Raw genomic sequence first — 25,272 nt, forward strand, 5'->3', positions numbered from 1 at the left:
GTCAGCCTAAAGGGTTCGCTCGGGTGGATGTGGGGCCCCTGTTGGCCGTTGTGGTGATTGCCACTGGTCGAGTGCGGGTGCGCGGGTGCGGGTGCGGGTGCGTCGCGCCTCGTCGCGGGCCGCGGCTGAGTCGCGGGCCGCGGCTGAGTCCGGATCGATACGGCCCCGCGCCCCTAGAGGCCCTGCGCCGACCCCATGTGGTCGAGTCTGCGCAGGATCACACCCTCCCGCAGCGCCCATGGGCAGATGTCGACCGTTTCCACGCCGAACAGGTCCAGCGCCCCCTCGGCCACCAGGGCGCCCGCCAGGAGCTGGTTCGCGCGGCCCTCGGAGACGCCCGGGAGTTCGGCTCGCTGGGCCGTCGTCATGCCGGCCAGCTTCGGGACCCAGGCCTCCAGGGACTCGCGCTTCAGTTCGCGCTGGACGTAGAGGCCCTCGGCGGAGCGGGCCGCACCGGCCAGGCGGGCCAGCTGCTTGAAGGTCTTGGAGGTGGCGACCACGTGGTCGGGAGCGCCGAAGCGGGCGAACTCACCGACCGTGCGGGCGATCTGGGCGCGCACGTGCCGGCGTAGGGCCCGGACGGCATCCGGGGTCGGGGGGTCCCCGGGGAGCCAGCCCGCCGTGAGACGGCCCGCGCCCAGGGGCAGGGACACCGCGGTGTCCGGCTCCTCGTCGATGCCGTAGGCGATCTCCAGGGAGCCGCCGCCGATGTCGAGCACCAGGAGCTTGCCCGCCGACCAGCCGAACCAGCGGCGGGCCGCGAGGAAGGTGAGACGGGCCTCCTCGGCGCCGGTGAGCACCTGGAGCTCGACGCCGGTCTCGGCGTGCACGCGCGCGAGGACGTCGTCGGCGTTGCTGGCCTCGCGGACGGCGGAGGTGGCGAACGGGAGCAGGTCCTCGACGCCCTTGTCCTCGGCGGCCTGGAGTGCGTCCTTGACGACCGAGACCAGTTTCTCGACACCTTCGGGGCCTATCGCCCCGGCGTCGTCGAGGAGTTGGGCCAGGCGCAGTTCCGCCTTGTGCGAATGCGCGGGCAGCGGGCGGGCGCCGGGGTGCGCGTCCACCACCAGCAGATGCACCGTGTTCGATCCCACGTCGAGGACACCGAGTCTCATGTAGGGAACGCTACTGCCAGCCGGACGTTCCACTGGCTCCGGAGGGGCCTCGGGCGACTTACCCTGGACGCGTGCCAAAGACGAAAAAGGTGAAGGACGACAAAACGGCCGTATCTGCCGACGGTCCTTCGCGGGTGAAGCCACCGAAGCAGTCGCGGAAGGCCATGAAGGCTCTGAAGGCCGACGAGAAGGGGCTCGACTTCGCGCGCGCGTGGGTGGAGTTCCCGGATCCGGCGGACGACGAGCAGGTGTTCCGCTGCGATCTGACATGGCTCACCTCTCGGTGGAACTGCATCTTCGGCAGCGGCTGCCAGGGCATCCAGGCGGGCCGGGCGGACGACGGGTGCTGCACGCTGGGTGCCCACTTCTCCGACGAGGACGACGAGCAGCGGGTCGCCGAGCATGTGGCGCGACTCACTCCGGACGTCTGGCAGCACCACGCCGAGGGCACGGCGAACGGCTGGATCTCGGAGGACGAGGACGGCGACCGGCAGACCCGGCCCTTCCAGGGCTCCTGCATCTTCCAGAACCGGCCCGGCTTCGCGGGCGGCCAGGGCTGCTCGCTGCACATCCTGGCGCTGCGCGAGGGCCGCGAGCCGCTGGAGACCAAGCCGGACGTCTGCTGGCAGCTGCCGGTGCGCCGGACCTACGACTGGATCGACCGGCCCGACGACACCCGCGTGCTCCAGGTGTCGATCGGCGAGTACGACCGGCGCGGCTGGGGCCCGGGCGGCCACGACCTGCATTGGTGGTGCACGTCGGCGACCTCGGCACACGGCGCCGGCGACCCGGTGTACGTCTCCTACCGCCCCGAGCTGATCGAACTGATGGGCAAGGCGGGCTACGACCGCCTGGTCGAACTCTGCGAGCAGCGCCTGGCCTCCCAACTGCCCCTGCTGGCACCGCATCCGGCGGACCCGACCGCCTGAGCACCGGGCACCCCCGACACCACGCACCCCGACCCCCGGGCCACGGTTCTGCCGCATCCGCTGGGCCGCCTCCACTGGGCCGCATCCACTAGGACGTGGACGGGCTCGGGTCGCCGCTGTCCGTGGGCGAGGGCGTCGGGCTTGCCGGATCGGACGAGGTGGGGTCCGGCGGGGTCGGTGAGGGGGACGAGGACGGCGGGTCGCTCGGAGGGGGGTCCGAGGGGGCCGAGGCCGTGGGGCTGGGGCTGGACGGGGGCGTCGTCGGCTCGCCGGGGGCGGACGGTGCGGGCGCCGTGCCGTAGCCCTGGATGGTGACCACGGCGCCGGCCGGTGAGACCGCCACGCGCGCGCTCCAGGGCCCTGACGGCTCGCGCAGGTGGTCGACGTACACCTTGATCGTCAACGACTCGCCGGGCTTCAGGACTCCCGAGGACTGGCTCAGGTAGAGCCAGGAGGCACCCGTGGTGGCCGACCAGCGGACCGGGGCGTCGCCGGTCGCGGTGAGGGTGATCAGCGTGGTGTCGCCGTCATTGCCTGCGCCCACCTCCAGGTGTCCGGCGCCCTTCTTGCCGGCGCCCGCCACGCTGACGACCTCCACAGAGACGTCGGGACGGCCGTCCTTGGCGAAACGGATGCCGGGTCTCGTGCTCGCGTTGCCCGCGTTCTGGTAGCCGCCGCTCGCCGCCACGCCGTCCAGGCTGTCGGGGCCGTGCGCCTCGCTCGCGCTGGCGGAGTGGCCGTCGGCCCCCTCGCCGGGACCGCCCCGGTAGGCGGCCCACAGGGCGAGCACGGGGGCGGCGACGACGGTGGCGACGACGGTCGTGGTGACGGCACGCGCGCGCAGCCGGTCGCGGCGCGCGGCCCGGTCCTTGGGGTCCATCGGGAAGCCGCGCCGGTCGAAGCGGGGCACGGCGGCGCCACGCGCGCGTGGCGAATGCGTCGGCGCCGTGCACAGGGCCGCGCGCGGCGCTTCGAGCACGGGCAGCTCGGCGGGCGTGATCATGGCGCCGGGCCAGCGGCCGGGGATCGCGCGCTCGGCGCTGCGGCGACAGCGCGGGCAGTCGTCGACATGGCGCACGAGTTCGCGGCGCAGGGCGGAGCTGAGCACGAACTGGTTGTCGCCGGTGAGCCGCGCCACGCTCGGGCAGTCACCGATCTCGACGACGGCGAGGGCGGCGCGCGTGCGCTCCACCTCGCAGGCGGCGGAGGCGAGCAGTTCGCGGGCGCCGGCGAGGTCCATGCCGAGGACGGCCGCGACCTCGTGGGCGGCGAGATGGTGGCGCACGGCGAGTTCGAGCGCCTCGCGCTGCTCGGGGGTCGTACCGGCCGCCTCCGGCCAGGCCAGCAGCGAGAGTTCGCGGCGCCGCGCCTCCAGGACGTCCTCCGCGACCGGGGGCCCAGCGGGCGCGTGAGAAGCCCCGTGACGCCCTGCCGCGTGCGTGGCCTGACGTTTCTGCTTGGCCTCGGCCAGCTTGCGCAGACAGGCCCAGCGGGCCAGCGCGTACAGCCAGGCCCGTCGGTCGCCGGCCGCGTCCGGGCCGCCGCGCCTCTCGGCGAGCGCGAGGACGTCGCCGAGGGCGGCGGTCGCCGCGTCGTGGTCGCAGAGCACGGACATGCAGTAGGTGAACAGGCCGTCGAGGTACGGCTCGTAGCGCGCGGGCGGACGCTGCGCCAGCGTGCGCGCCGCAGCGCGGTCGCGCTCCTGCCGTTGCGCCCGGTGCGCGCCGGTGGTGCGGGTCGAGGTCTCCGGACTGCTGCTCATCATCCGTGGACCGTAGGGGGCGAAAGATGGCCTCTTCCTGCGCCTTGAGCACTTTTACTCCGTACGGGTGAAACGATCCCTCAATAGGGGACAGGAACCCCCGATTCCGTGGCTCGTTCCCATCAGGACATGGCCGATTCACGTGCCGGCGCACGGGACGGCCCGATGACCGGAGCGCAGGCCGTCCCGCGGGCGGCGGTCGTGTTGTCAGTGGCGGCGGTTACGGTTCGTGCATGGCTGCCCGTACGAAGTCCGCCAAGGAGCGTCCGTCCTACCGCTGCACCGAGTGCGGCTGGCAGACGGCCAAGTGGCTCGGCCGCTGCCCCGAGTGCCAGGCATGGGGGACGATCGAGGAGTACGGCGCGCCCGCGGTGCGTACGACCACCCCCGGCCGCGTCACCACCTCCGCCGTGCCCATCGGCCAGGTCGACGGCCGCCAGGCCACCGCCCGCTCCACCGGCGTGCCCGAGCTGGACCGGGTGCTCGGCGGTGGTCTCGTGCCCGGCGCGGTGGTGCTCCTCGCGGGCGAGCCCGGCGTCGGCAAGTCCACGCTGCTGCTGGACGTGGCGGCCAAGTCGGCGAGCGACGAGCACCGCACGCTCTATGTGACCGGCGAGGAGTCCGCGAGCCAGGTCCGGATGCGCGCCGACCGCATCCGCGCGATCGACGACCAGCTGTATCTCGCCGCCGAGACCGACCTGTCCGCCGTCCTCGGACATCTGGACGCGGTGAAGCCGTCGCTGCTGATCCTCGACTCGGTGCAGACGGTCGCCTCCCCCGAGATCGACGGCGCCCCCGGCGGCATGGCCCAGGTGCGCGAGGTGGCCGGGGCGCTGATCCGGGTCTCCAAGGAGCGCGGGATGTCCACCCTCCTGGTGGGCCATGTCACCAAGGACGGCGCGATCGCCGGACCGCGTCTGCTGGAGCACCTCGTGGACGTGGTCCTGAGCTTCGAGGGCGACCGGCACGCGCGCCTCAGGCTCGTACGGGGCGTCAAGAACCGCTACGGCGCAACCGACGAGGTCGGCTGCTTCGAGCTGCACGACGAGGGCATCACGGGCCTCGCCGACCCAAGTGGACTTTTCCTGACACGTCGTGACGAACCGGTCCCCGGCACCTGTCTCACCGTCACCCTGGAGGGCCGCCGGCCGCTGGTGGCCGAGGTCCAGGCGCTCACCGTCGACTCGCAGATCCCCTCGCCCCGGCGCACCACCTCGGGTCTGGAGACCTCCCGTGTCTCGATGATGCTCGCCGTCCTGGAGCAGCGGGGTCGGATCAGCGCGCTCGGCAAGCGGGACATCTACTCCGCGACGGTCGGCGGGGTAAAGCTTTCGGAACCTGCCGCGGACCTGGCGATCGCCCTCGCCCTGGCGTCTGCGGCCAGCGACACCCCGCTGCCCAAGAACCTCGTCGCGATCGGCGAAGTGGGCCTCGCGGGCGAGGTCAGACGGGTCACGGGCGTCCAGCGCAGGCTCTCCGAGGCACACCGTCTGGGCTTCACCCACGCGCTCGTACCGGGCGATCCCGGCAAGATCCCGGCCGGCATGAAGGTGATGGAAGTCGCGGACATAGGGGACGCCCTGAGGGTCCTTCCGCGCTCGCGTCGGCGAGAGGCCCCACGGGACGCGGAGGACCGCCGGTAGACTTTGCCCTGGTCTCGCCCGTCCGTACGAACCGAATGTGCGACACGGGAGCGCCCAAGACCCCGCGACCGGAGGAGAGCAGTGGCAGCCAACGACCGGGCAGCAGCTCCCGGAAAGTCCGGTGGGAGTGCCGGTTCCGATGGCCTGATGCGCGCCTCCCTGAGCGCCGTGGCCCCCGGCACCCCCCTGCGCGACGGCCTCGAGCGGGTGCTGCGCGGCAACACCGGCGGACTGATCGTGCTCGGCTTCGACAAGACCGTGGAGACGATGTGCACGGGCGGTTTCGTCCTGGACGTCGAGTTCGCGGCCACGCGCCTGCGTGAGCTGTGCAAGCTGGACGGCGGCATCGTGCTCTCGTCCGACCTGTCGAAGATCCTGCGGGCGGGCGTGCAGTTCGTGCCCGACGCGACGATCCCGACGGAGGAGACGGGCACCCGGCACCGCACCGCGGACCGGGTGAGCAAGCAGGTCGGCTTCCCGGTCGTCTCGGTCTCCCAGTCGATGCGCCTCATCGCGCTGTACGTCGACGGGCAGCGCCGCGTCCTGGAGGACTCGGCGGCGATCCTGTCCCGCGCGAACCAGGCTCTTGCGACCCTGGAGCGCTACAAGCTGCGCCTGGACGAGGTCGCGGGCACGCTCTCCGCGCTGGAGATCGAGGACCTCGTGACGGTCCGGGACGTCTCGGCCGTGGCCCAGCGCCTGGAGATGGTCCGCCGTATCGCGACCGAGATCGCCGAGTACGTGGTCGAGCTCGGCACGGACGGTCGCCTTCTGGCCCTCCAGCTCGACGAGTTGATCGCGGGCGTGGAGCCGGAACGCGAACTGGTGGTCCGGGACTACGTCCCCGAGCCCACGGCGAAGCGCTCCCGCACGGTCGAGGAGGCGCTGTACGAACTGGACGCGCTGACCCACGCCGAGCTTCTCGAACTGCCCACCGTGGCCCGCGCCCTGGGCTACACCGGCTCCCCCGAGGCGATCGACTCGGGTGTCTCTCCGCGGGGCTTCCGCCTCCTGGCCAAGGTCCCCCGTCTGCCCGGCGCGATCATCGACCGCCTGGTGGAACACTTCGGCGGTCTCCAGAAGCTGCTGGCAGCCAGCGTCGACGACCTCCAGACGGTGGACGGAGTGGGCGAGGCAAGGGCGAGGAGCGTCAGAGAGGGCCTGTCCCGCCTGGCGGAGAGCTCGATCCTGGAACGGTACGTGTAGGAGCTTTCAGGGACGCGGGGCTGTGTCCGTCTGCGGCTCCGCCGCGTGGCCGCGACCAGCCCCCCCCCACACACACACAAGGCCGCGGACGACGAACAGCCGTCCGCGGCCCCCCTCAGTCGTTCTCCAGCACGAACGAAGTCTGCGCGGTCGCGTACCCGGGCGCCTTGACCTCCACCAGGTAGGTCCCGGAACCCGCGGACCCCGCGGGAGGCGTCGCGCACTGCGGAGCGCTCGGCTTGCGGTCCCACTTCACGGTGTACGTGATGCTGCTCCCGGCCGGAGCCCGGTAGACCAGGTTCCCCGCGGTCCTGGGGCAGTCGGCGGACGACCAGTACGCGTCGTCCGAGTCGGCCTGAGTGATCGTCAACACCGCGTTCTTGGGCCCGAGATCGACCTTGCAGTCAGTGCCGGAGGAGTTCGTCGCGGTCAGCAGCAGCGTGGGCGTCTGGCCGGGGTCGTAGGCGTTGTGCAGACTGCGCACGCTCAACCTCACCGCACCGGCGGTGCAGTTGGGCAGCGGGGAACCGGCCGGAAGGGTGTCGCCCTGGCCGACCCCGATGCCCGTACCGCCGCCCCCGGTGCCGGCCCCGCCGACCCCGCCGACCCCGGCTGAACCACCCGTACCGGTGTCACCACCGGCACCCGAGCCGCCCCCGGTGCCGGCACCTGCACCTGCACCTGCGCTGGAACCGGAGCCCGATCCCGCGCCCCCGCCGGTGTCCCCACCGGTCGTCGACTCGTCGCGGCCGCCCGGGGCTTGACTGATCGCCGGCCCGGAACCGGACGGTCCGGGGGTGATCGTCGAGGGGGAGGGATTCTTGTCGTTGGGCCCGTCCGCGCCGTTGTTGCCGCCTCCGCCGCCGGAGCTGACGATCCACGCGATCAGCAGCGCCAGCACGGCGAGGACGGACAGCATGACAGCCCTCCGTCGCCAGTAGATGGAGGAGGGAAGCGGCCCGACCGGATTGCGCAGAGATCCCACGGCGCAAACTGTACGAGAGATCGGCGAGTTCGCTGTCCTCACCCGCCGCCCGGCGACACAACTTTTCAGGATCATCATTCCGGAAACTGACACGTGACGATCGCGGGGCGTGACCGTATCGGCCCGCCGCCTACGGTCCGTGACCACGGACTTCGAGTCCGCCGGGATCCACCGGGACATCACCGTTCTCACGGACGACACCCCCACGTGGGTACGACCGAGGGGCGCGACATGGACGGGAGCCGGACTCCTGCGCCTCGGCGCGCTGTTCGCCTCTCCCACTCACGGGTTCGCGATCGCGTCCCTTGCACCTCTGGCCACGACTGCCGCCCGACTCCGTCGCTCACGCCATCAGTTGCTCGGCGTGGCGGTCCCTACCGCCGTCGACCGTCGGAGGTCCGGTGTCCCCCCGGGGGTGGCGGTCCGCCCGCACCGGCCCCCGGCCATGGCAGGATCGGAAGGCCATGACTGCGCCCACGAAGCCCCAGCCCCAGCCCCCGCACGGCAGCCGCGCTGACGGCAGCCCCGCCGACGACATCACCGACGCCCCCGGCGGAGCGGACCTGCACTCCCCTGTCATCGACTGGTTCGACGAGCACGCCCGGGATCTGCCGTGGCGGCGGCCCGACGCCGGCCCGTGGGGGGTGATGGTCAGTGAGTTCATGCTCCAGCAGACGCCCGTGAGCCGGGTCCTGCCGGTCTACGAGCAGTGGCTCGCGCGGTGGCCGCGGCCCGCCGATCTGGCCGCGGAGGCGCCCGGCGAAGCGGTGCGCGCCTGGGGCCGGCTCGGTTATCCGCGCCGGGCGCTGCGGCTGCACGGCGCCGCGGTCGCCATAACGGAACGGCACGGCGGTGACGTACCCACCGACCACGCCCAGCTGCTCGCGCTGCCCGGGATCGGCGAGTACACGGCGGCCGCCGTCGCCTCCTTCGCGTACGGGCAGCGGCATGCCGTGCTGGACACCAATGTGCGGCGGGTGTTCGCGCGAGCGGTGACCGGTGTGCGGTACCCGCCGAACGCCACCACCGCCGCCGAGCGCAAGCTCGCCCGCGCGCTGCTGCCGCAGGACGAGAGCACCGCCGCGCGCTGGGCCGCCGCCTCCATGGAGCTCGGGGCTCTCATCTGCACGGCCAAGAACGAGTCCTGTCAGCGCTGTCCGATCGCCGCCCAGTGCGCCTGGCGGCTCGCGGGCAAGCCCGAGCACGACGGGCCGCCGCGGCGCGGGCAGACGTACGCCGGTACCGACCGCCAGGTGCGCGGCAAGCTGCTCGCCGTGCTGCGGGAGGCCCACACACCCGTCCCGCAGACGGTGCTCGACCGGGTGTGGCAGGAGCCGGTGCAGCGGGCGCGGGCGCTGGACGGTCTGGTCGCGGACGGACTCGTCGAGCCCCTCCCGGGTGGTTTGTATCGGCTGCCGTTGACGTAGCCCGCGATATAGCAAACGGGCAAATCTCCCTGAACCGGCGCGAATGGCCGCGTCGGTTTACCCGTTTTCGGCTTCCGTTACACAACCGACGGACAGCCGATTGCCAGCCGCGCGCTGCTTCGCACAGCCCCGTGACAACAGCTCCGTAGCTTCATTGCCATGCCGCACACCAGGCGGCAGCACACGGGATGAGAACCGGCAGGTACTGCCGGAAACGGGGATCAGGAGGCGGTCGACATGGCGCAGGGAGAGGTGCTCGAGTTCGAGGAGTACGTCCGCACCCGGCAGGACGCGCTGCTGCGCAGCGCACGCCGGCTGGTCCCGGACCCGGTCGACGCGCAGGACCTGCTCCAGACGGCGCTCGTACGGACGTACGGCCGCTGGGAGACCATCGAGGACAAGCGGCTCGCGGACGCCTATCTGCGCCGGGTGATGATCAACACCCGCACGGAGTGGTGGCGGGCGCGGAAGCTGGAGGAGGTCCCGACCGAGCAGCTCCCGGACGCCTCGGTGGACGACGCCACCGAGCAGCACGCGGACCGCGCCCTGCTGATGGACGTCATGAAGGTGCTCGCCCCCAAGCAGCGCAGCGTCGTGGTGCTGCGACACTGGGAGCAGATGTCCACGGAGGAGACGGCCGCCGCCCTCGGCATGTCGGCCGGTACGGTCAAGAGCACGCTGCACCGGGCGCTCGCCCGGCTCCGGGAGGAGCTGGAGACCCGCGACCTGGACGCACGCGCGCTGGAGCGTGAGGAGCGGGAGCGTTGCGCGGCGGCCTGACCGAACCCGGGCCCACCCGGCCGGACCTCGCTCCGGTCCGGGGGATCTTCCAGGCGGCGAGCACGGCGGTGGTCGTGCTGGCCGCCCTCGCCCTTTTCGTCTCCGCCTGCGCCACCGGCGGCACCGGCACCCGTGACGAGGGTCCGGCGCACGCGGCCGCGGAGGCCGGCGCCTCGCCCTCGGCCCTGCCGTCCGCCGTGGCCTCCCCGCGCCTGGACCGCAAGGGCGCGGTCGCTCTCCTCAGGTCGGACCCCAAGGTCTCCGAGGCGGTCAAGCGTGATCTGGAGCCCTGCGGCACCGACCAGTACCCGGTCGACCTGTTCTACGGCGACCTGACCGGCGGCTCGGCCGACGACGTCGTCGTCAACGTCGTGACCTGTGCGGATCTGGTGGGCGTCGGCTCGTACGTGTACCGCGAGGAAGACGGTTCGTACCAGAATGTCTTCCAGACCGAGGAACCTCCGGTCTACGCCGAGATCGACCGCGGCGACCTGGTGGTGACCAAGCAGGTGTACGAGAAGGGCGACCCGGTGGCGGACCCGTCCGGCGAGAACGTGATCACGTACCGCTGGGTCTCGGGGCGGTTCGCCGCGGTGTACCGGACGCACAGCGACTACAGCGACGTCGTCGGCACCGATCCGACGCCGACGACCGACAGCTGAACCGATCGGGCCGCCCGGAACGATCCCCCAGTGACCGCAACGACCCCGAAGAGTGAGAGCACCCGGATGGCAGACCAGACCCACGTGCTGTTCGTGGAGGACGACGACGTCATCCGCGAGGCCACCCAACTCGCCCTGGAGCGGGACGGCTTCGCGGTCACCGCCATGCCCGACGGTCTGTCGGGCCTGGAGGCGTTCCGGGCGGACCGTCCCGACATCGCCCTGCTGGACGTCATGGTCCCGGGCCTGGACGGGGTCAGCCTGTGCCGCCGTATCCGCGACGAGTCCACCGTGCCGGTGATCATGCTGTCGGCGCGCGCCGACTCGATCGACGTGGTGCTCGGCCTGGAGGCCGGCGCCGACGACTACGTGACCAAGCCGTTCGACGGGGCCGTCCTGGTCGCCCGGATCCGTGCGGTGCTGCGCCGCTTCGGGCACGCGGGCGGCACCGACCGGGGCGAGGTGAGCGCGGACGCGGCCGCCGGGGGTGTGCTGACCTTCGGCGAGCTGGAGATCGACACCGAGGGCATGGAGGTGCGCAGGGCCGGGCAGCCGGTGGCGCTCACTCCGACCGAGATGCGGCTGCTGCTGGAGTTCTCGTCCGCGCCGGGCACGGTCCTGTCCCGGGACAAGCTGCTCGAGCGGGTGTGGGACTACGGCTGGGGCGGTGACACCCGGGTCGTCGACGTCCATGTGCAGCGGCTGCGCACCAAGATCGGCCAGGACCGGATCGAGACGGTCCGTGGGTTCGGCTACAAGTTGAAGGCCTGAGCGGGGGACCTGGAGCATGCGGGGGATCCTGCGGGGGCCGGTGACGGAGCGCGTGGTGGTGCGGACGGGGCTGAGATGGAAGCTCAGTGCGGCCATCGCGCTGGTCGGCGCGCTCGTGGCCGTCGCGCTGAGCCTGGTCGTGCACAACGCGGCCCGCGTCTCGATGCTGGACAACGCGCGTGATCTCGCGGACGAGCGGATCCGGATCGCCCAGCGCAACTACGAACTGACGGGCAAGCCGAACTTCCCCAGCATCGCGGTCGACGACCCTCATCTGCCGCCCCCGCTGCGCGAGAAGGTCGAGGAGGGCCGCCGGGCGACGTACGTCTCCGACCGGCCCGACCGGGGCCCGGACATCTGGGCCGCGGTCCCGGTCAAGGGCGGGCATGTGCTGTCCCTGCACACCGGGTTCACCGACCGCAGCACCGACATCCTCAACGACCTCGACCAGGCGCTGGTGATCGGCTCCATCGCGGTGGTGCTCGGCGGCAGCGCGCTCGGCGTGCTCATCGGGGGCCAGTTGTCGCGGCGGCTGCGCAAGGCGGCGACCGCGGCGAACCAGATGGCCAAGGGCGAGACGGACGTCCGGGTGCGGGACGCGATCGGCGGGGTCGTACGGGACGAGACCGACGACCTCGCGAGCGCCGTGGACGCCATGGCGGACGCGCTCCAGCAGCGGCTGGAGGCGGAGCGGCGGGTCACCGCGGACATCGCGCACGAGCTGCGGACACCGGTGACGGGCCTGCTGACGGCGGCGGAACTGCTGCCTCCCGGCCGGCCCACGGAACTGGTCCTGGACCGCGCGAAGGCCATGCGCACCCTCGTCGAGGACGTCCTGGAGGTGGCCCGGCTCGACGGGGCCAACGAGCGGGCCGAGCTCCAGGACATCCTGCTCGGCGAGTTCGTCACCCGCCGGGTGGCGGCCAAGGACCCGGAGATCGAGGTCCGCGTGGTGCACGAGTCGGAGGTCACGACCGATCCGCGCCGACTGGAACGCGTGCTGTTCAACCTCCTCGCCAACGCCGCCCGGCACGGCAAGCCGCCCGTCCAGGTCACCGTCGAGGGCCGCGTCATCCGGGTCCGCGACCACGGCCCCGGCTTCCCCGAGGACCTCCTCGCGGACGGCCCGAGCCGCTTCCGCACGGGCAGTGCGGACCGCGCGGGGCACGGCCACGGGCTCGGTCTGACCATCGCGGCCGGTCAGGCGCGGGTGCTGGGGGCGCGGCTGACCTTCCGCAACGTACGGCCGGCGGGGGCTCCCGACGGGGTGCACGCGGAGGGCGCGGTGGCGGTGCTGTGGCTGCCGGAGCATGCGCCTACGGCGACGGGGAGCTACCCCCTGCTGCCGTGATCTCAGGTGCCCGCCACCAGCAGCTCCTCTCCCCTGGACGGTCGTACGCCGTCCGTCCTGCCCTCGAAGTAGCGCCGGTCCAGCTCCTCCACCGGCACGTGCCGGGCCTCGCGGAAGCCGGACGCGCGGGCCAGGGTCAGGATCTCGGCGGGCCGGAAGAAGCTCAGGAACGGTGTGCCCGCCGCCCGAGCCCCCGCCACCGCCATCTCCAGCTGCGGGCGCTGCTCCGGTTCGACGTCCGCCGGTGGCCGTAGGAAGGTCGTCACAAGAACGGATCCCGGGGCGAGCCCGGCTACCAGGCGGAACGTGGCGGCGTTCGCCTCCCGGGTGAGGTACATGGTGACGCCCGTGGAGGCCACCACCGCGGGGCGGCCAGGGTCGAACCCGGCCTCGGTCAGCCGACCCCACCAGTCCCCCTCGAAGTCGACCGGCACGAGCCGCAGCCACTCGGGGACACCGAAGCCGAGTTCCTCCAGCCGCTGTCGCTTCCAGGCCTGCGGTCCCGGCTGGTCGACCTCGAAGACCCGCAGCCCGCGCTCGGCGGCGATCTCCGGTCCTCTGCGCTGGGCGAACGTGTCGAGACCGGCGCCGAGGACGACGTACTGGTCCACGCCCCGCTCCAGGACGAGGTCCTCCACGTACCGAGTCCGGGCCACGATCGACGCCCGGGTGCGGCGCGTGGCGTCCACGTCCATGTCGGGCCGCTCGCGCCACCCGTCGTCCGGACCGGCGAGCCGGAGCCCGATCTCGTCCTCCAGGACGTGCGGCGGCGGATCGGCGCGCACATGCAGGGCCCGCCAGAGGGCGACCCGTACGGCCGTGTGGTCGGCCTCGGCCACGTCTTCCGTCACGCCCAGTCCTTGGAGAAGTCCAGCTCGTCGCTGCGCTGGGTCAGCGAGTACCAGTTGCCGCTGTCGTCGCGGAAGATCGCCTCGATGCCGTACGGCCGCTCCTGCGGCTCCTGGATGAACTCCACCCCGCGCGCCCGGAAGGTCTCGTAGTCACCGCGGCAGTCGTCGGTCCGGAACGCTCCCGCGCCCATCACGCCCTTGCCGACGAGCTTCCTCAGTGCCTCGGCGGACTCGGGGTCCAGTCCCGGGCCGTCGAGACTCATCAGCGCCAGCTCGACGCCCTCCTGCTCCTTGGCGCCGACGGTGACCCATGTCATCTCGCCCATCGCGACCTCGCTGCGCACCTCGAAGTCCAGCTTCTCGGTGAAGAAGGCCTTGGTGCGTTGCTGGTCGAAGGTCCATACGGTGGCGATGCCCAGTCCCTGGATCATGGTTCCGCTCTCCTGTCGTCCCGGGGTTCCTGCTTGTCACCGTAGGCAGCGGCGGGGCCGGGACGCTTCTTCGAAGTTGCGGTCCCTTCGGCGGTTCTCGCGGTGGGGAAGCCGCCGGCCCAGAGCATGGCGTAGCAACCGGGGATCAGGGCGGCACCGCGACCCACGTTCTTGCTGCGGTACTCGCTCGGGGTGAGTCCGGTCCGCGCCTTGAAGCGGGCGGAGAAGGTGCCGAGGCTGCTGAAGCCGACCAGGTGGCAGATCTCGGTGACGCTCAGATCGGCTGCCCGCAGCATTTCCTCGGCCCGCTCGATCCGCCGGTGCGTGAGGTACTGCCCGGGGGTCTCGCCGTACGCCTCCTTGAAGGCGCGGAGGAAGTGGTACCGCGAGTACCCGGCATGCGCGGCGACGGCGCCGAGGTCCAGCCCCGGGTCGGCCCAGTCCCGGTCCATGGCGTCCTTGGCCAGCCTGATCTGCCGCACTTTGTCCATGGGCCGATGGTGACATGCGGCACTGACATCGACACCGCCCTCGACACCGCCCTCGCGACCGCCCTCGTGCGCGCACGAAGAAGGCCCCCCGGGGGCGGACACCGGTCCGGGGGGCCTTCGGTTCGGGTCGGGACCCGGTTCTGATCAGACCTCGACGAGCGGAGCCGGCGCCGCGTCGTCCGCAGACTTCTGGGGCCCCGCGCCCTTGAGCGGCACCTCCTTGACGAACACCGCCGCCACCAGCGCGACCACGGCGACGATCGAGCCGAGCAGGAACGCCGAGTGCGTGCCCGCCGACACCGCGACCTGGTACGCCTCGCGCACCGCGTCGGGCAGCTTCTCCAGGCTCTTCGCGTCCAGCTGCGCCGACTGCTCGGTCACCTTGGAGCCCAGAGCCCCGCCCCGCTCGGCCATGACGTCCTGGACCCGGTGGTTGAACAACGCGCCCATGATGGCGACACCGAAGGAGGAGCCGAGCGTACGGAACAGGGTGGTGGAGGAGGACGCGACGCCCATGTCCTTCATCTCGACGCTGTTCTGCGCGACCAGCATGGTGATCTGCATCAGGCAGCCCATGCCGAGACCGACCACGGCCATGAAGACACCGGAGGTGAGCCGCGAGGTCCCGGTGTCCATCGTCGACAGCAGGTACAGCCCGACGATCATCAGGGCGCTGCCGAGGACCGGGAAGACGTAGTACCGCCCGCTGTTGGTGGTGATCCGGCCCGCGACCATCGAGGTCACCAGCATCGCGCCGAGCATCGGCAGGAGCAGCAGCCCGGAGTTGGTCGCGGAGGCGCCCTGCACGGACTGCTGGTACAGCGGCAGGAAGAGGGTGGCGCCGAACATCACGAAGCCGGTGATGAAGCCGATGATCGACATCAGCGTGAAGTTGCGGCTGCGGAAGATGTGCAGCGGGACCACCGGCTCGGTCGCCTTGGTCTGCCAGAACACGAACCCGACGAGCGCGGCCACGCCGATGCCGATCAGCTCCATGATCCGCGCGGAGGTCCAGGCGTACTCCGTGCCGCCCCAGGTGGTCACCAGCACGATGGAGGTGATGCCCACGGTCAGCAGGGCGGCGCCCAGGTAGTCGATGCGGGCCTGTGCGCGCTTCTTCGGCAGGTGCAGCACCGCGCTGATCAGGCCGAGCGAGACGACACCGAGCGGCAGGTTGATGTAGAAGGACCAGCGCCAGCCCCAGTTGTCGGTGATGGTGCCGCCGACCAGCGGTCCGCCGATCATCGCGAGCGCCATGACGCCGGCCATCATGCCCTGGTACTTGCCGCGCTCCCGCGGCGGGATCAGGTCGCCGATGATCGCCATGACGCCGACCATCAGACCGCCGGCGCCGAGGCCCTGCACGGCCCGGAAGCCGATCAGCTGCCCCATGTCCTGGGCCATGCCGCTGAGCGCGGAGCCGATCAGGAAGAGCACGATCGAGCTCATGAAGACGCCCTTGCGGCCGTACATGTCGCCGAGCTTGCCCCAGAGCGGGGTGGCGGCCGCGGTGGCCAGCGTGTAGGCCGTCACGACCCACGAAAGGTGTTCGAGCCCGCCGAGCTCGCCCACGATCGTCGGCATCGCGGTGCCCACGATCATGTTGTCGAGCATCGCGAGCATCATGGTGATCATCAGCGCGAGCAGGACGACCCGCACGCTGCGCTGTTTCTTGTCCGGCTCCGTCTCGACCGTCTGTGTGTCCGCCATCGTTCCCACTCCCCTGAGATCCCGCGGTACTGCCCCGCCGGGGCACTTACTTGCCGCCCGGCTAGTTGTCTACACTGGGGAAGGTAGACGCGTAACTAGCCGGGCGTCAAGTAAGTTTTATGGGAAGCCGAGGAGCAAGAGGATGGGCGGCACCATGGACGTCACGAAGCAGCAGCGGCGCGGCAACACGCGCCAGCGCATCCAGGACGTGGCCCTCGAACTCTTCGCGGAGCAGGGGTACGAGAAGACGTCCCTGCGAGAGATCGCCGAGCACCTGGATGTCACCAAGGCGGCGCTGTACTACCACTTCAAGACCAAGGAAGAGATCCTCGTCAGCATCTTCGACGACCTGACGCAGCCGATCCTCGACCTGATCGAGTGGGGCAGGAAGCAGCCGCACACGCTGGAGACCAAGCAGGAGATCGTACGGCGCTACAGCGCGACACTCGCCGGCGCGACGCCGCTGTTCCGCTTCATGCAGGAGAACCAGGCGGCGGTCCGCGAACTGCGCGTCGGCGAGACCTTCAAGGAGCGCATGCAGGGGCTGCGCGAGATCATCGTCGACCCCGAGGCGGACCTGACCGACCAGGTCCGCTGCGTCAGCGCGATCTTCACCCTGCACGCCGGGATGTTCTTCCTCCAGGACATCGCCGGTGACCCGGAGGCCAAGCGCAAGGCGGTCCTGGAGGTCGCGACGGAGCTGGTCACCCGCGCGCACCGGGGCGGCGCGGACGCCTGACGCCGGTAAGGCCTTGACGCCGGTCAGACCTTGACGCCGGTCAGACCTTGACGCCGGTCAGGCCTTTCAGACCTTGACGCCCTTGGCGCGCAGGAACGCGACCGGGTCGATGGCCGAGCCGTAGTTCGCCGTCGTGCGGATCTCGAAGTGCAGGTGCGGGCCACTGGAGTTGCCGGTGTTGCCGGACAGGGCTATGCGCTGACCGGTCTTGACGACCTGGCCGACCTTGACCTTGATCCGGGAGAGGTGGGCGTACTGCGAGTACGTCTTGTTGCCGTGCTTGATCACGATGGCGTTGCCGTAGGCGGCACCGTCACCGGCACCCCCCGAGCCGGCCTTCACGACGGTCCCGCCGTGCGCGGCGACGACCTTCGTGCCGCTCGGCACCGCGAAGTCCTGCCCGCTGTGGGTGGACTGCCACATGCCCCCGGCCTGCGCGTAGCTGGCGCTGAGCGTGTACTTCTTCACCGGGTCGACCCAGGACGCCGAGGAGGACGCGGCGGAGGCGACTCCGGCCCCCAGTACGGCCGACGCGCCGACGGACACGGCCACGACGGCCACACGGGTGCGCAGCAGGGACGTACGGGAAGAGCGGTGGGAGACGCGCTGGAACATTCGGAACCTCATGAAGCCGGGGACAGGAGAACCAACCCGGCGCATGACGGCGGCCGGTTGGCGCATCCCTTGGTAACCCGGAGGGCCGAATACGCCCAAACAACCCATCTACGACGGAACGTAGTAATGGGTAAGAACGGACGACCGAGAAGTCCATTTCCCTCCCGGAATCACCCCTTGAATCCCCCCACTATTCCGCCTAGTAATGGACAAATCGCCTGTGCGGCAAGTCACCGGCGGCCCTCAGGGAAAGTCCCGTCATGTGACGCACGTCTCTGGCGACTTACCGCCCAGTAACCCTACGGTTCCCCTCGCGCCACCCTCGCCACCGAACATGCACCAGACAACGGCATACGGACGTGAGAGGACCCCCACGAACATGAGAATCCGACGCCCCTGGGCGCGCCGCACCGCCGTAACCACCGTCTCCGCAGCCGCACTCGTCGCCCTGGCCATCCCCGCCGAGGCCGCGACGACCACCGCGAGCACCGCGAGCACCTCCACGACCGCCACCGCCGCGGCCGAAGACGTCGACTACGCCACCTGGCAGACCGACTGCCAGGCCGTGATGAACCAGGCCCTGCCCTACCTCAAGACGCGTATCGCCGCCCCCCGGCCCGGCGAGAAGCAGGCGGTCGTCCTCGACATCGACAACACGGCCCTGGAGACGGACTTCGGCTTCAGCTACCCCCAGCCGGCCAACAAGCCCGTCCTGGAGGTCGCGAAGTACGCCCAACAGCACGGCGTTTCCCTGTTCTTCGTGACCGCCCGCCCCGGCATCATCGCCTCGGTGACCGACTACAACCTCAAGCACGTCGGCTACCAGGTGGGCGGCCTCTACGTCCGTGGCTTCGTCGACCTCTTCAAGGACGTCGCCGCCTACAAGACCGCCCAGCGCGTCGACATCGAGAACAAGGGCTACACGATCATCGCGAACATCGGCAACAGCGCCACCGACCTGTCGGGCGGCCATGCCGAGAAGACCTTCAAACTCCCGGACTACGACGGCCAGTTGTCCTGACCTCCGGCCAGGCTTCATCCGCCGTCGCGCTCACGGCAACGGCGGATGGAACCCCTTCCGGCCGGGCCGGCCGGTCAGCCGACCCCGGCGTCGGCGCCGGCCTGGTCGGCTAAACCCTCGGACTCCCCGGGCGGGCCACACTTCCCGGCCGAAGAAGAAGCCGCCGCCATCGCCCCCTCATGCGCCAACTGCCCACCCTGCGCCACACGACGAACTCTTCCGCGCCGTGGGCACACAAAAGGGCCGCTCCAGAACCGTGGTTCCGAAGCGGCCCTTCAACGCATCGCCCTGAGGCTTACGCGTCCTTGCTCAGGTTCGGTCCGGCACCGCCGGCCGCCTGCTCGATCGGCGGGACGTCCGGCAGGGCCGCCTTCTCCTCGCCGCGGAAGGTGAAGGTCTTGGTCTCGCCCTCGCCCTCCGTGTCGACGACCACGATGTGACCGGGACGCAGCTCACCGAAGAGGATCTTCTCCGAGAGCGTGTCCTCGATCTCGCGCTGGATCGTGCGCCGCAGCGGACGCGCGCCCAGCACCTGGTCGTAACCCTTGGTCGACAGCAGCTCCTTGGCGGACTGGGAGAGCTCGATGCCCATGTCCCGGTCCCTGAGGCGCTCGTCCACCTTGGCGATCATCAGGTCGACGATCGCGAGGATGTCCTCCTGCGTCAGCTGCGGGAAGACGACCACGTCGTCGACGCGGTTGAGGAACTCGGGCCGGAAGTGCTGCTTGAGCTCGTCCGAGACCTTGTTCTTCATGCGCTCGTAATTGGTCTTCTTGTCGCCCGAGGCCGCGAAGCCCAGGTTGAAGCCCTTGGAGATGTCCCGGGTGCCGAGGTTGGTCGTCATGATGATGACCGTGTTCTTGAAGTCCACGACCCGGCCCTGGGAGTCGGTCAGACGACCGTCCTCCAGGATCTGCAGCAGCGAGTTGAAGATGTCCGGGTGGGCCTTCTCGACCTCGTCGAACAGGACGACGGAGAACGGCTTGCGGCGGACCTTCTCGGTCAGCTGGCCGCCCTCTTCGTAGCCCACGTAACCGGGAGGCGAACCGAAGAGCCGCGAGACCGTGTGCTTCTCGCTGAACTCCGACATGTCGAGGGAGATCAGCGCGTCCTCGTCACCGAAGAGGAACTCCGCGAGCGCCTTGGACAGCTCGGTCTTACCGACACCGGACGGGCCGGCGAAGATGAACGAACCACCGGGACGCTTCGGGTCCTTCAGACCGGCACGCGTACGACGGATCGCCTTCGACAGCGCCTTGACGGCGTCGACCTGGCCGATGACCCGCTTGTGGAGCTCGTCCTCCATGCGCAGCAGACGCGAGGACTCCTCCTCGGTCAGCTTGAAGACCGGGATGCCGGTGGCGGTCGCGAGGACCTCGGCGATCAGCTCGCCGTCGACCTCGGCGACGACGTCCATGTCGCCGGCCTTCCACTCCTTCTCCCGCTTGGCCTTGGCGGCCAGGAGCTGCTTCTCCTTGTCGCGGAGGGAGGCGGCCTTCTCGAAGTCCTGCGAGTCGATCGCGGACTCCTTGTCCCGGCGGACACCGGCGATCTTCTCGTCGAACTCGCGCAGGTCCGGCGGCGCGGTCATCCGGCGGATGCGCATCCGCGAACCGGCCTCGTCGATCAGGTCGATCGCCTTGTCCGGCAGGAAGCGGTCCGAGATGTACCGGTCGGCCAGGGTGGCGGCCTGGACGAGGGCCTCGTCCGTGATCGAGACACGGTGGTGGGCCTCGTACCGGTCGCGCAGACCCTTGAGGATCTCGATCGTGTGCGGCAGGGACGGCTCCGCGACCTGGATGGGCTGGAAGCGGCGCTCCAGGGCCGCGTCCTTCTCCAGGTGCTTGCGGTACTCGTCCAGCGTGGTCGCACCGATGGTCTGCAGCTCACCACGGGCCAGCATCGGCTTCAGGATCGAAGCGGCGTCGATGGCGCCCTCGGCGGCACCCGCACCGACCAGCGTGTGCAGCTCGTCGATGAACAGGATGATGTCGCCGCGGGTGCGGATCTCCTTGAGAACCTTCTTCAGGCGCTCCTCGAAGTCACCGCGGTAGCGGGAGCCGGCGACCAGCGCGCCGAGGTCCAGGGTGTAGAGGTGCTTGTCCTTGAGGGTCTCGGGCACCTCGCCCTTGACGATGGCCTGGGCGAGGCCCTCGACGACGGCGGTCTTGCCGACGCCGGGCTCACCGATCAGCACCGGGTTGTTCTTGGTACGGCGGGACAGCACCTGCATGACCCGCTCGATCTCCTTCTCGCGCCCGATGACCGGGTCGAGCTTGGACTCACGAGCGGCCTGGGTGAGGTTCCGGCCGAACTGGTCGAGGACCAGGGACGTCGAGGGGGTGCCCTCGGCAGGCCCGCCGGCGGTGGCGGTCTCCTTGCCCTGGTAACCGGAGAGCAGCTGGATGACCTGCTGCCGCACCCGGTTGAGATCTGCGCCCAGCTTGACCAGGACCTGGGCGGCGACGCCCTCGCCCTCACGGATCAGGCCGAGCAGGATGTGCTCCGTGCCGATGTAGTTGTGGCCCAGCTGAAGGGCCTCGCGGAGCGACAGCTCCAGGACCTTCTTGGCACGGGGGGTGAAGGGGATGTGCCCGGACGGGGCCTGCTGCCCCTGCCCGATGATCTCCTCCACCTGCTGGCGGACCGCCTCGAGCGAAATCCCGAGGCTCTCAAGGGCCTTGGCGGCGACACCCTCACCCTCGTGGATCAGGCCCAGGAGGATGTGCTCGGTGCCGATGTAGTTGTGGTTGAGCATCCGGGCTTCTTCCTGAGCCAGGACGACAACCCGCCGCGCGCGGTCGGTGAACCTCTCGAACATCGTTAATCGCTCCTCAGAGCGGTCAGGCAGTGGGGGGAACTTCCCCTCCCTGTCCTTCCGCAGCTTAGTCCCGCAAGCGGGGACCGCTCATTCCAACTGCCGACACCGTCGATGGCCTCCTGACCCCGAACGCCGACATCTGCTCCAACCCGATGGTGCGAGACGATGTTCCCGCAGGCCAGGCAGTTACCCCAGTCGCCAGTACGCCGATGGCGAACGTGAGACGGCCTTTCCCTGCGTGTCGCCCCCTCCCACTAGGGATGTCTTACCCGCTCGGACCGACAGTCCATGCCGTACGCCCCCCGTCCCTCCGCTACGGGCGAACAACCTTGTGCCACCCCGCACCTCCGCACGCCCCCTCTTCGGACACTCTTCGCACACGCAGGCACACCCAGCGTAACTCTCGCGCCTTTCCGGCGGTTGCACTTGGCATGGTCGCCAGCCGCCCCTCTCTCACCACTGATCTCACCGTGGTCCCGCTCCCCCGTCGGCCGCTGGAACGGGCCGCTTTCGGCGACGATCCGGTCCGTCGCTGGTACGAGAACGAACTGGGCTGGCCCACGGTGCCCGCGAGCGCCCCTGAATCTCCCGTACGACTGCGCCTGGGGCTTCGTTTCGACGTCCTGGACGTGCCGGCCGAGGCGGGACGCGTGGCCCTGCGCCACCTCGCCGAGGCCTCTCCGGTGGCGCTGTGGGGCGACCGGATGCTGCTCCTGGTGGCGGCGGGCAGCGCGGAGGAGCTGCCGGGCCTGCTGGACTGGCTGGAGTGGGGCACGCTGGCGCTCGACCTGCGGATGGTGGGGACGGGCGGCGAGATGCAGGCACCGTGTCCGCCGGAGCCCGGGGTGGGCCGGCTCACGGAGCTCTCGTCGGGACGGTCCGGGAGTCCGGTGTCCGGCGAGGACCCGTCCCGTGTCCTGCCGTCACTCCCGGAACCGGGCGGGCTCATGCCCCGGCCGTCGCGGAAAGAGCTGGAAGCGGCGAAAGAGCCGCAGGAGACGAGCCGGGCCGGCGGAAGCCGGCGACCTCTCGTCCTGGGCCGCCCGGGCGCCCTGCAGGGGGCCGCCGTGTGGGTGCGGCCCCCCGAGCCTGGGTGCGAGGTCGAGGCCTCGCTGCCGACGGTGTCGGCCCTGAGGGGCGGTGGGGGCGCCCCCGATCTCGTACGCGTCGTGAACACGGTGGCCACACAGTGCCACCGGCTGCGGCTGCGGTGCGCTCGGCCATAAGCCGTCGCGGCCCGGCCTTCGTGGACCCGGCCTTGGCGGACCCTCGATCAGGCGTTGGCCTTCTCGTAAGCCTCGCGAATGCTCGCCGGAACACGGCCGCGGTCATTGACCTCGTAACCGTTCTCCTTCGCCCAGGCGCGAATCTGAGCGGTGTCCTGGCTGCCACCGGAAGCGGCCCGCGTCTTTCCGCGCCCACCCGAAGCACGGCCTCCGGTACGGCGACCGCCCTTCACGTAGGGGTCGAGAAGGCCACGGAGCTTGTCCGCATTGGCAGTCGTGAGATCGATCTCGTACGTCTTGCCGTCCAACGCGAACGTGACGGTCTCGTCCGCCTCGCCGCCGTCGATGTCATCGACAAGAAGGACCTGAACCTTCTGTGCCACCGGATTTCCTTTCATCCAATACTTGAGGGCCGGGGGTCTGCGGCGTCCGCCGTTTCGCCGTCCCCTGTTATATGCAGTACTGCACTACGTCGGAAAGCAAACCGCTTTTGCTGGGAAAACACAAACCCCCGGGAGAGACCGACAGGGGTCGCCCCGTCCGGAAACATGCGCGTTTCGGACATAGGGAACCCGGGCAGGGCCGAGCGGCAGAATCCCTGGCGATCACAGATGCAGAAGCATCCGGCTGTTGCCCAAGGTGTTCGGTTTCACCCGTTCGAGACCGAGGAACTCTGCCACGCCTTCGTCATAGGAACGCAGTAGCTCGGCGTAGACATCGGTGTCAACGGGTGTCTCACCGATCTCGACGAAGCCGTGCTTGCCGAAGAAGTCCACTTCGAAGGTGAGACAGAAAACGCGACGAACACCGAGCCAGCGGGCCGTCTGCAACAACTTCTCCAGCAACTGATGTCCGACCCCGGCGCCCCTCAGCCCTGGCTTCACGGCGAGAGTGCGCACTTCCGCGAGGTCTTCCCACATGACATGCAGGGCGCCGAAGCCGACCAGCTCGGCGTTGTCGTCGCGCTCGGCGACCCAGAACTCCTGGATGTCCTCGTAAAGCGTCACCGTCGCTTTGTCGAGCAGGATGCGGTCGCGGACGTAGGAGTCAAGGAGCCGACGGATGCCGGCGACATCGCTGGTGCGGGCCCGCCGGACGGTGATGGCTTTTGCGGTGACTTCGGGGTTCTCGGCTGAGGGGCTCTTCGCGGACATGAGCGGACGCTATCGCCCGCCGTCCCGCGATGCCGAGTCGGGGTTCTCCACGGTCGGTCCCCCGACGATCCGTACGGCGTCCTGGAGTGCCTGTCGCTGTTCCTCGCTCATCATCCCGAAGAAGGCGACGAGAGCGGCGGCGGGGTTGTCGCTCTGGGACCAGGCGTCGTTCATCAGTGCGGCGGCGTAGGCGGCCCGTGTGGAGACCGCCTCATATCGATAGGCCCGGCCTTCCGCCTCACGACGCACCCAGCCCTTCTGATGGAGATTGTCCAAAACGGTCATCACCGTGGTGTACGCGATGGACCGTTCCTGCCGAAGGTCTTCCAGGACTTCTCGAACGGTGACCGGGCGGTTCCACTTCCACACCCGCGTCATGACCGCGTCTTCGAGTTCTCCCAATGGGCGAGGCACACCTCAGCACAATAGTGGGAGATCCGGCTATCGGCGTGCGACGGGCCCTTTCAACGCCAAACAGCAACAAAAAGGGCGTACGACTCCGAAAGCGCGGTGGCTCGGAGAGTCGTACGCCGACGAGGCGCGGCCGGTCAGTCGACCTGCTTGGCCGCCTCCGCGCGCGCGAGGGCGGCGTCGACGGCCGCGTCCTCCTTGGCCTTGTTGGCCCCGCCCTGGGTCTTCACGATGACCCGGATCAAACCGATGAAGAACACGGCCATGACGACCGGGGGCACGAGCGCGGAGACATAGTCCATGCGTCCAGGGTAGCCAGCGGCACCGGGACAACTCGGGCGGGGTGCGGACTGCCCGGAATCAGCCCGCGGCCAGTTGCTGCGGCGGGTTCGCCGGGGGCGGGGCCGGCTTGCGACGGGGGAAGACCTCGCCCGGGGTGGGGATGGGCCGGGAGGGCTTCGGGGCGGCGGGGGCGGGTTTCTCGGCGGGCTTGACCGGGGCCTTCTCCGGACGCTTCGCCGGCTCCTTGGCGTCCTGTTCCGCCGGACCGCCCGGCGCGAGCCCGGAAGGCCCTTCGCGGAGCTCTCCGGAAAGACCTCCGGAGAGACCTCCGGGAAGCGCCAGGAGGCGCGTGCGGGAGGCCGGGACGACGGGGGTCACCGGGGCACGCCGGGCGCCCGTGGCGCCCGCGAGACGGGCCCGTACGTCGCGTTCGGCCAGCATCTGGCAGCGGATCAGCAGCGCCGCCGCGACGGGGGTGCCGCGCAGCGCCCGCAGCGCGGCGAGATCGTCGGGCTGGGGCCGGTACCCGGCGCCCAGCGCCTCCTCCAGGAGGGTGAGGTAGCCGGCGGCGGTGCCGGGCAGCGCGGCGCGGTACCGGTCGAGGTCGGCCACCAGGAAGGCGCGCAGCCGGGCACCCTCACGCACCGCCTCGTCGAGGGACTCGGCGAGGCGGTGGCAGTCCTTGATGTCCTCGGCCGAAGCAGGGGCGGGGTGAAGGGCGAGGGCGAGAGCGCGGCGGAGCACACGCAGCTCCTCCACGCCGAACGCCATGCCGCCGCGGGATCCATATGGCGTGGGCATGCGGCGACAGTACGCGCTAATCAGACAAACCCGTCATAGGGGGCGGGTGTGGCGCGACCGGGCCACCCCAATGCCGGTCCACGCGTCC

The 25,272-nt window shown here is 70.4% G+C and carries 25 protein-coding genes; 11 read left to right on the top strand and 14 right to left on the bottom strand.

Annotation, left to right across the window (positions count from 1 at the left end; genetic code table 11):
- Positions 1–173: 173 nt before the first annotated feature.
- On the bottom strand, positions 174–1,115 hold the full coding sequence (locus D1369_RS17695) for a Ppx/GppA phosphatase family protein (RefSeq protein ID WP_007383792.1): 942 nt from the start codon (positions 1,113–1,115) through the stop codon (positions 174–176).
- 164 nt (positions 1,116–1,279) lie between these two features.
- Here D1369_RS17695 and D1369_RS17700 point away from each other — a divergent pair, with 164 nt between their 5' ends.
- The gene (locus D1369_RS17700; protein ID WP_086023215.1) at positions 1,280–2,044 is read left to right on the top strand and encodes a hypothetical protein; all 765 of its coding nucleotides are present in this window, start codon (positions 1,280–1,282) and stop codon (positions 2,042–2,044) included.
- An 88-nt stretch (positions 2,045–2,132) separates the two neighbouring features.
- Here the strand turns inward: D1369_RS17700 and D1369_RS17705 are convergent, their stop codons facing one another.
- Positions 2,133–3,809, bottom strand: coding sequence for a sigma-70 family RNA polymerase sigma factor (locus D1369_RS17705; protein WP_118082522.1), 1,677 nt, complete (start codon positions 3,807–3,809; stop codon positions 2,133–2,135).
- Positions 3,810–4,039: 230 nt separating this feature from the next.
- Here D1369_RS17705 and radA point away from each other — a divergent pair, with 230 nt between their 5' ends.
- Both radA and disA read left to right on the top strand, forming a co-directional pair.
- Positions 4,040–5,449, top strand: a complete 1,410-nt coding sequence (gene radA, locus D1369_RS17710) for a DNA repair protein RadA (protein ID WP_007383788.1) — start codon at positions 4,040–4,042, stop codon at positions 5,447–5,449.
- Between the two features lie 81 nt (positions 5,450–5,530).
- The gene (gene disA / locus D1369_RS17715; protein WP_007383787.1) at positions 5,531–6,655 is read left to right on the top strand and encodes a DNA integrity scanning diadenylate cyclase DisA; all 1,125 of its coding nucleotides are present in this window, start codon (positions 5,531–5,533) and stop codon (positions 6,653–6,655) included.
- Between the two features lie 115 nt (positions 6,656–6,770).
- Here the strand turns inward: disA and D1369_RS17720 are convergent, their stop codons facing one another.
- Positions 6,771–7,640 carry a hypothetical protein gene (locus tag D1369_RS17720; RefSeq protein WP_082319440.1) on the bottom strand — a complete coding sequence of 290 codons (870 nt, stop codon included), beginning with the start codon at positions 7,638–7,640 and terminating at the stop codon, positions 6,771–6,773.
- A gap of 464 nt (positions 7,641–8,104) precedes the next feature.
- Here D1369_RS17720 and D1369_RS17725 point away from each other — a divergent pair, with 464 nt between their 5' ends.
- The 5 genes from D1369_RS17725 to cseC all read left to right on the top strand — a co-directional run bounded on the left by D1369_RS17725 (position 8,105) and on the right by cseC (position 12,631).
- Positions 8,105–9,067: an A/G-specific adenine glycosylase gene (locus tag D1369_RS17725; RefSeq protein ID WP_007383785.1), complete on the top strand. Its 963-nt coding sequence runs from the start codon at positions 8,105–8,107 to the stop codon at positions 9,065–9,067.
- Positions 9,068–9,304: 237 nt separating this feature from the next.
- The gene (locus D1369_RS17730; protein WP_007383784.1) at positions 9,305–9,847 is read left to right on the top strand and encodes a SigE family RNA polymerase sigma factor; all 543 of its coding nucleotides are present in this window, start codon (positions 9,305–9,307) and stop codon (positions 9,845–9,847) included.
- Entirely contained in the window at positions 9,832–10,509 is a 678-nt protein-coding gene (locus D1369_RS17735; protein WP_007383783.1) for a hypothetical protein, read from the top strand. The genes D1369_RS17730 and D1369_RS17735 overlap by 16 nt, the downstream gene beginning before the upstream one ends.
- 66 nt (positions 10,510–10,575) lie before the next feature.
- Positions 10,576–11,280: a two-component system response regulator CseB gene (cseB, locus tag D1369_RS17740; protein WP_007383782.1), complete on the top strand. Its 705-nt coding sequence runs from the start codon at positions 10,576–10,578 to the stop codon at positions 11,278–11,280.
- Positions 11,281–11,296: 16 nt separating this feature from the next.
- Positions 11,297–12,631 carry a two-component system sensor histidine kinase CseC gene (gene cseC / locus D1369_RS17745; protein WP_007383781.1) on the top strand — a complete coding sequence of 445 codons (1,335 nt, stop codon included), beginning with the start codon at positions 11,297–11,299 and terminating at the stop codon, positions 12,629–12,631.
- Between the two features lie 2 nt (positions 12,632–12,633).
- Here cseC and D1369_RS17750 read toward each other — a convergent pair whose 3' ends face one another.
- The 4 genes from D1369_RS17750 to D1369_RS17765 all read right to left on the bottom strand — a co-directional run bounded on the left by D1369_RS17750 (position 12,634) and on the right by D1369_RS17765 (position 16,114).
- Complete coding sequence (locus D1369_RS17750; RefSeq protein ID WP_037901001.1) at positions 12,634–13,482, bottom strand: class I SAM-dependent methyltransferase; 849 nt, start codon at positions 13,480–13,482, stop codon at positions 12,634–12,636.
- A complete protein-coding gene (locus D1369_RS17755) occupies positions 13,479–13,913 on the bottom strand; it encodes a VOC family protein (RefSeq protein ID WP_007383779.1) in 435 nt (144 codons plus the stop codon). Before D1369_RS17755 ends, D1369_RS17750 begins: the two co-directional genes overlap by 4 nt.
- Positions 13,910–14,404 carry a helix-turn-helix transcriptional regulator gene (locus D1369_RS17760; RefSeq protein WP_037900998.1) on the bottom strand — a complete coding sequence of 165 codons (495 nt, stop codon included), beginning with the start codon at positions 14,402–14,404 and terminating at the stop codon, positions 13,910–13,912. The genes D1369_RS17755 and D1369_RS17760 overlap by 4 nt, the downstream gene beginning before the upstream one ends.
- Positions 14,405–14,548: 144 nt before the next feature.
- Positions 14,549–16,114, bottom strand: a complete 1,566-nt coding sequence (locus tag D1369_RS17765) for an MDR family MFS transporter (protein ID WP_037900996.1) — start codon at positions 16,112–16,114, stop codon at positions 14,549–14,551.
- Between the two features lie 142 nt (positions 16,115–16,256).
- On the opposite strand from D1369_RS17765, the gene D1369_RS17770 reads away from it, so the two are divergent.
- Positions 16,257–16,853, top strand: coding sequence for a TetR/AcrR family transcriptional regulator (locus tag D1369_RS17770; RefSeq protein WP_037900994.1), 597 nt, complete (start codon positions 16,257–16,259; stop codon positions 16,851–16,853).
- Between the two features lie 66 nt (positions 16,854–16,919).
- Here the strand turns inward: D1369_RS17770 and D1369_RS17775 are convergent, their stop codons facing one another.
- The gene (locus D1369_RS17775; protein WP_037900993.1) at positions 16,920–17,468 is read right to left on the bottom strand and encodes a M23 family metallopeptidase; all 549 of its coding nucleotides are present in this window, start codon (positions 17,466–17,468) and stop codon (positions 16,920–16,922) included.
- A 379-nt stretch (positions 17,469–17,847) separates the two neighbouring features.
- Here D1369_RS17775 and D1369_RS17780 point away from each other — a divergent pair, with 379 nt between their 5' ends.
- Positions 17,848–18,489 (top strand): HAD family acid phosphatase, encoded by a 642-nt coding sequence (locus tag D1369_RS17780; RefSeq protein ID WP_037900991.1) that lies wholly within the window; start codon positions 17,848–17,850, stop codon positions 18,487–18,489.
- Between the two features lie 295 nt (positions 18,490–18,784).
- On the opposite strand, the gene D1369_RS17785 is transcribed toward D1369_RS17780, so the two are convergent.
- The gene (locus D1369_RS17785) at positions 18,785–21,310 is read right to left on the bottom strand and encodes an ATP-dependent Clp protease ATP-binding subunit (RefSeq protein ID WP_007383773.1); all 2,526 of its coding nucleotides are present in this window, start codon (positions 21,308–21,310) and stop codon (positions 18,785–18,787) included.
- A gap of 431 nt (positions 21,311–21,741) precedes the next feature.
- Between D1369_RS17785 and D1369_RS17795 the strand changes: the two genes are divergently transcribed.
- Positions 21,742–22,536 carry an SCO3374 family protein gene (locus D1369_RS17795; protein ID WP_037900989.1) on the top strand — a complete coding sequence of 265 codons (795 nt, stop codon included), beginning with the start codon at positions 21,742–21,744 and terminating at the stop codon, positions 22,534–22,536.
- Between the two features lie 47 nt (positions 22,537–22,583).
- Here the strand turns inward: D1369_RS17795 and D1369_RS17800 are convergent, their stop codons facing one another.
- The 5 genes from D1369_RS17800 to D1369_RS17820 all read right to left on the bottom strand — a co-directional run bounded on the left by D1369_RS17800 (position 22,584) and on the right by D1369_RS17820 (position 25,154).
- The gene (locus tag D1369_RS17800) at positions 22,584–22,919 is read right to left on the bottom strand and encodes an Lsr2 family protein (protein ID WP_007383771.1); all 336 of its coding nucleotides are present in this window, start codon (positions 22,917–22,919) and stop codon (positions 22,584–22,586) included.
- Between the two features lie 222 nt (positions 22,920–23,141).
- Positions 23,142–23,690 carry an amino-acid N-acetyltransferase gene (locus D1369_RS17805; protein ID WP_007383770.1) on the bottom strand — a complete coding sequence of 183 codons (549 nt, stop codon included), beginning with the start codon at positions 23,688–23,690 and terminating at the stop codon, positions 23,142–23,144.
- Positions 23,691–23,699: 9 nt separating this feature from the next.
- A complete protein-coding gene (locus tag D1369_RS17810; protein ID WP_007383769.1) occupies positions 23,700–24,092 on the bottom strand; it encodes a BlaI/MecI/CopY family transcriptional regulator in 393 nt (130 codons plus the stop codon).
- 146 nt (positions 24,093–24,238) lie between these two features.
- The gene (locus tag D1369_RS17815; protein WP_007383768.1) at positions 24,239–24,403 is read right to left on the bottom strand and encodes a hypothetical protein; all 165 of its coding nucleotides are present in this window, start codon (positions 24,401–24,403) and stop codon (positions 24,239–24,241) included.
- A gap of 58 nt (positions 24,404–24,461) precedes the next feature.
- Positions 24,462–25,154 carry a hypothetical protein gene (locus D1369_RS17820; RefSeq protein WP_007383767.1) on the bottom strand — a complete coding sequence of 231 codons (693 nt, stop codon included), beginning with the start codon at positions 25,152–25,154 and terminating at the stop codon, positions 24,462–24,464.
- Between the last annotated feature and the right edge of the window lie 118 nt (positions 25,155–25,272).

Source organism: Streptomyces sp. CC0208, assembly GCF_003443735.1.
In the GTDB taxonomy this organism is placed as follows: Bacteria; Actinomycetota; Actinomycetes; order Streptomycetales; family Streptomycetaceae; genus Streptomyces; species Streptomyces sviceus.

Coding starts and splice junctions, on each gene's coding strand:
- radA (WP_007383788.1), top strand. CDS start 4,040: ATGGCTGCCCGTACGAAGTCCGCCAAGGAGCGTCCGTCCTACCGCTGC.
- D1369_RS17760 (WP_037900998.1), bottom strand. CDS start 14,404: ATGGACAAAGTGCGGCAGATCAGGCTGGCCAAGGACGCCATGGACCGG.
- D1369_RS17765 (WP_037900996.1), bottom strand. CDS start 16,114: ATGGCGGACACACAGACGGTCGAGACGGAGCCGGACAAGAAACAGCGC.
- D1369_RS17805 (WP_007383770.1), bottom strand. CDS start 23,690: ATGTCCGCGAAGAGCCCCTCAGCCGAGAACCCCGAAGTCACCGCAAAA.
- cseB (WP_007383782.1), top strand. CDS start 10,576: ATGGCAGACCAGACCCACGTGCTGTTCGTGGAGGACGACGACGTCATC.
- cseC (WP_007383781.1), top strand. CDS start 11,297: ATGCGGGGGATCCTGCGGGGGCCGGTGACGGAGCGCGTGGTGGTGCGG.
- D1369_RS17730 (WP_007383784.1), top strand. CDS start 9,305: ATGGCGCAGGGAGAGGTGCTCGAGTTCGAGGAGTACGTCCGCACCCGG.
- D1369_RS17700 (WP_086023215.1), top strand. CDS start 1,280: ATGAAGGCTCTGAAGGCCGACGAGAAGGGGCTCGACTTCGCGCGCGCG.
- D1369_RS17775 (WP_037900993.1), bottom strand. CDS start 17,468: ATGTTCCAGCGCGTCTCCCACCGCTCTTCCCGTACGTCCCTGCTGCGC.
- D1369_RS17705 (WP_118082522.1), bottom strand. CDS start 3,809: ATGATGAGCAGCAGTCCGGAGACCTCGACCCGCACCACCGGCGCGCAC.
- D1369_RS17695 (WP_007383792.1), bottom strand. CDS start 1,115: ATGAGACTCGGTGTCCTCGACGTGGGATCGAACACGGTGCATCTGCTG.
- D1369_RS17815 (WP_007383768.1), bottom strand. CDS start 24,403: ATGGACTATGTCTCCGCGCTCGTGCCCCCGGTCGTCATGGCCGTGTTC.
- D1369_RS17795 (WP_037900989.1), top strand. CDS start 21,742: ATGGTCGCCAGCCGCCCCTCTCTCACCACTGATCTCACCGTGGTCCCG.
- D1369_RS17820 (WP_007383767.1), bottom strand. CDS start 25,154: ATGGCGTTCGGCGTGGAGGAGCTGCGTGTGCTCCGCCGCGCTCTCGCC.
- D1369_RS17770 (WP_037900994.1), top strand. CDS start 16,257: ATGGGCGGCACCATGGACGTCACGAAGCAGCAGCGGCGCGGCAACACG.
- D1369_RS17785 (WP_007383773.1), bottom strand. CDS start 21,310: ATGTTCGAGAGGTTCACCGACCGCGCGCGGCGGGTTGTCGTCCTGGCT.
- D1369_RS17780 (WP_037900991.1), top strand. CDS start 17,848: ATGAGAATCCGACGCCCCTGGGCGCGCCGCACCGCCGTAACCACCGTC.
- D1369_RS17755 (WP_007383779.1), bottom strand. CDS start 13,913: ATGATCCAGGGACTGGGCATCGCCACCGTATGGACCTTCGACCAGCAA.
- D1369_RS17725 (WP_007383785.1), top strand. CDS start 8,105: ATGACTGCGCCCACGAAGCCCCAGCCCCAGCCCCCGCACGGCAGCCGC.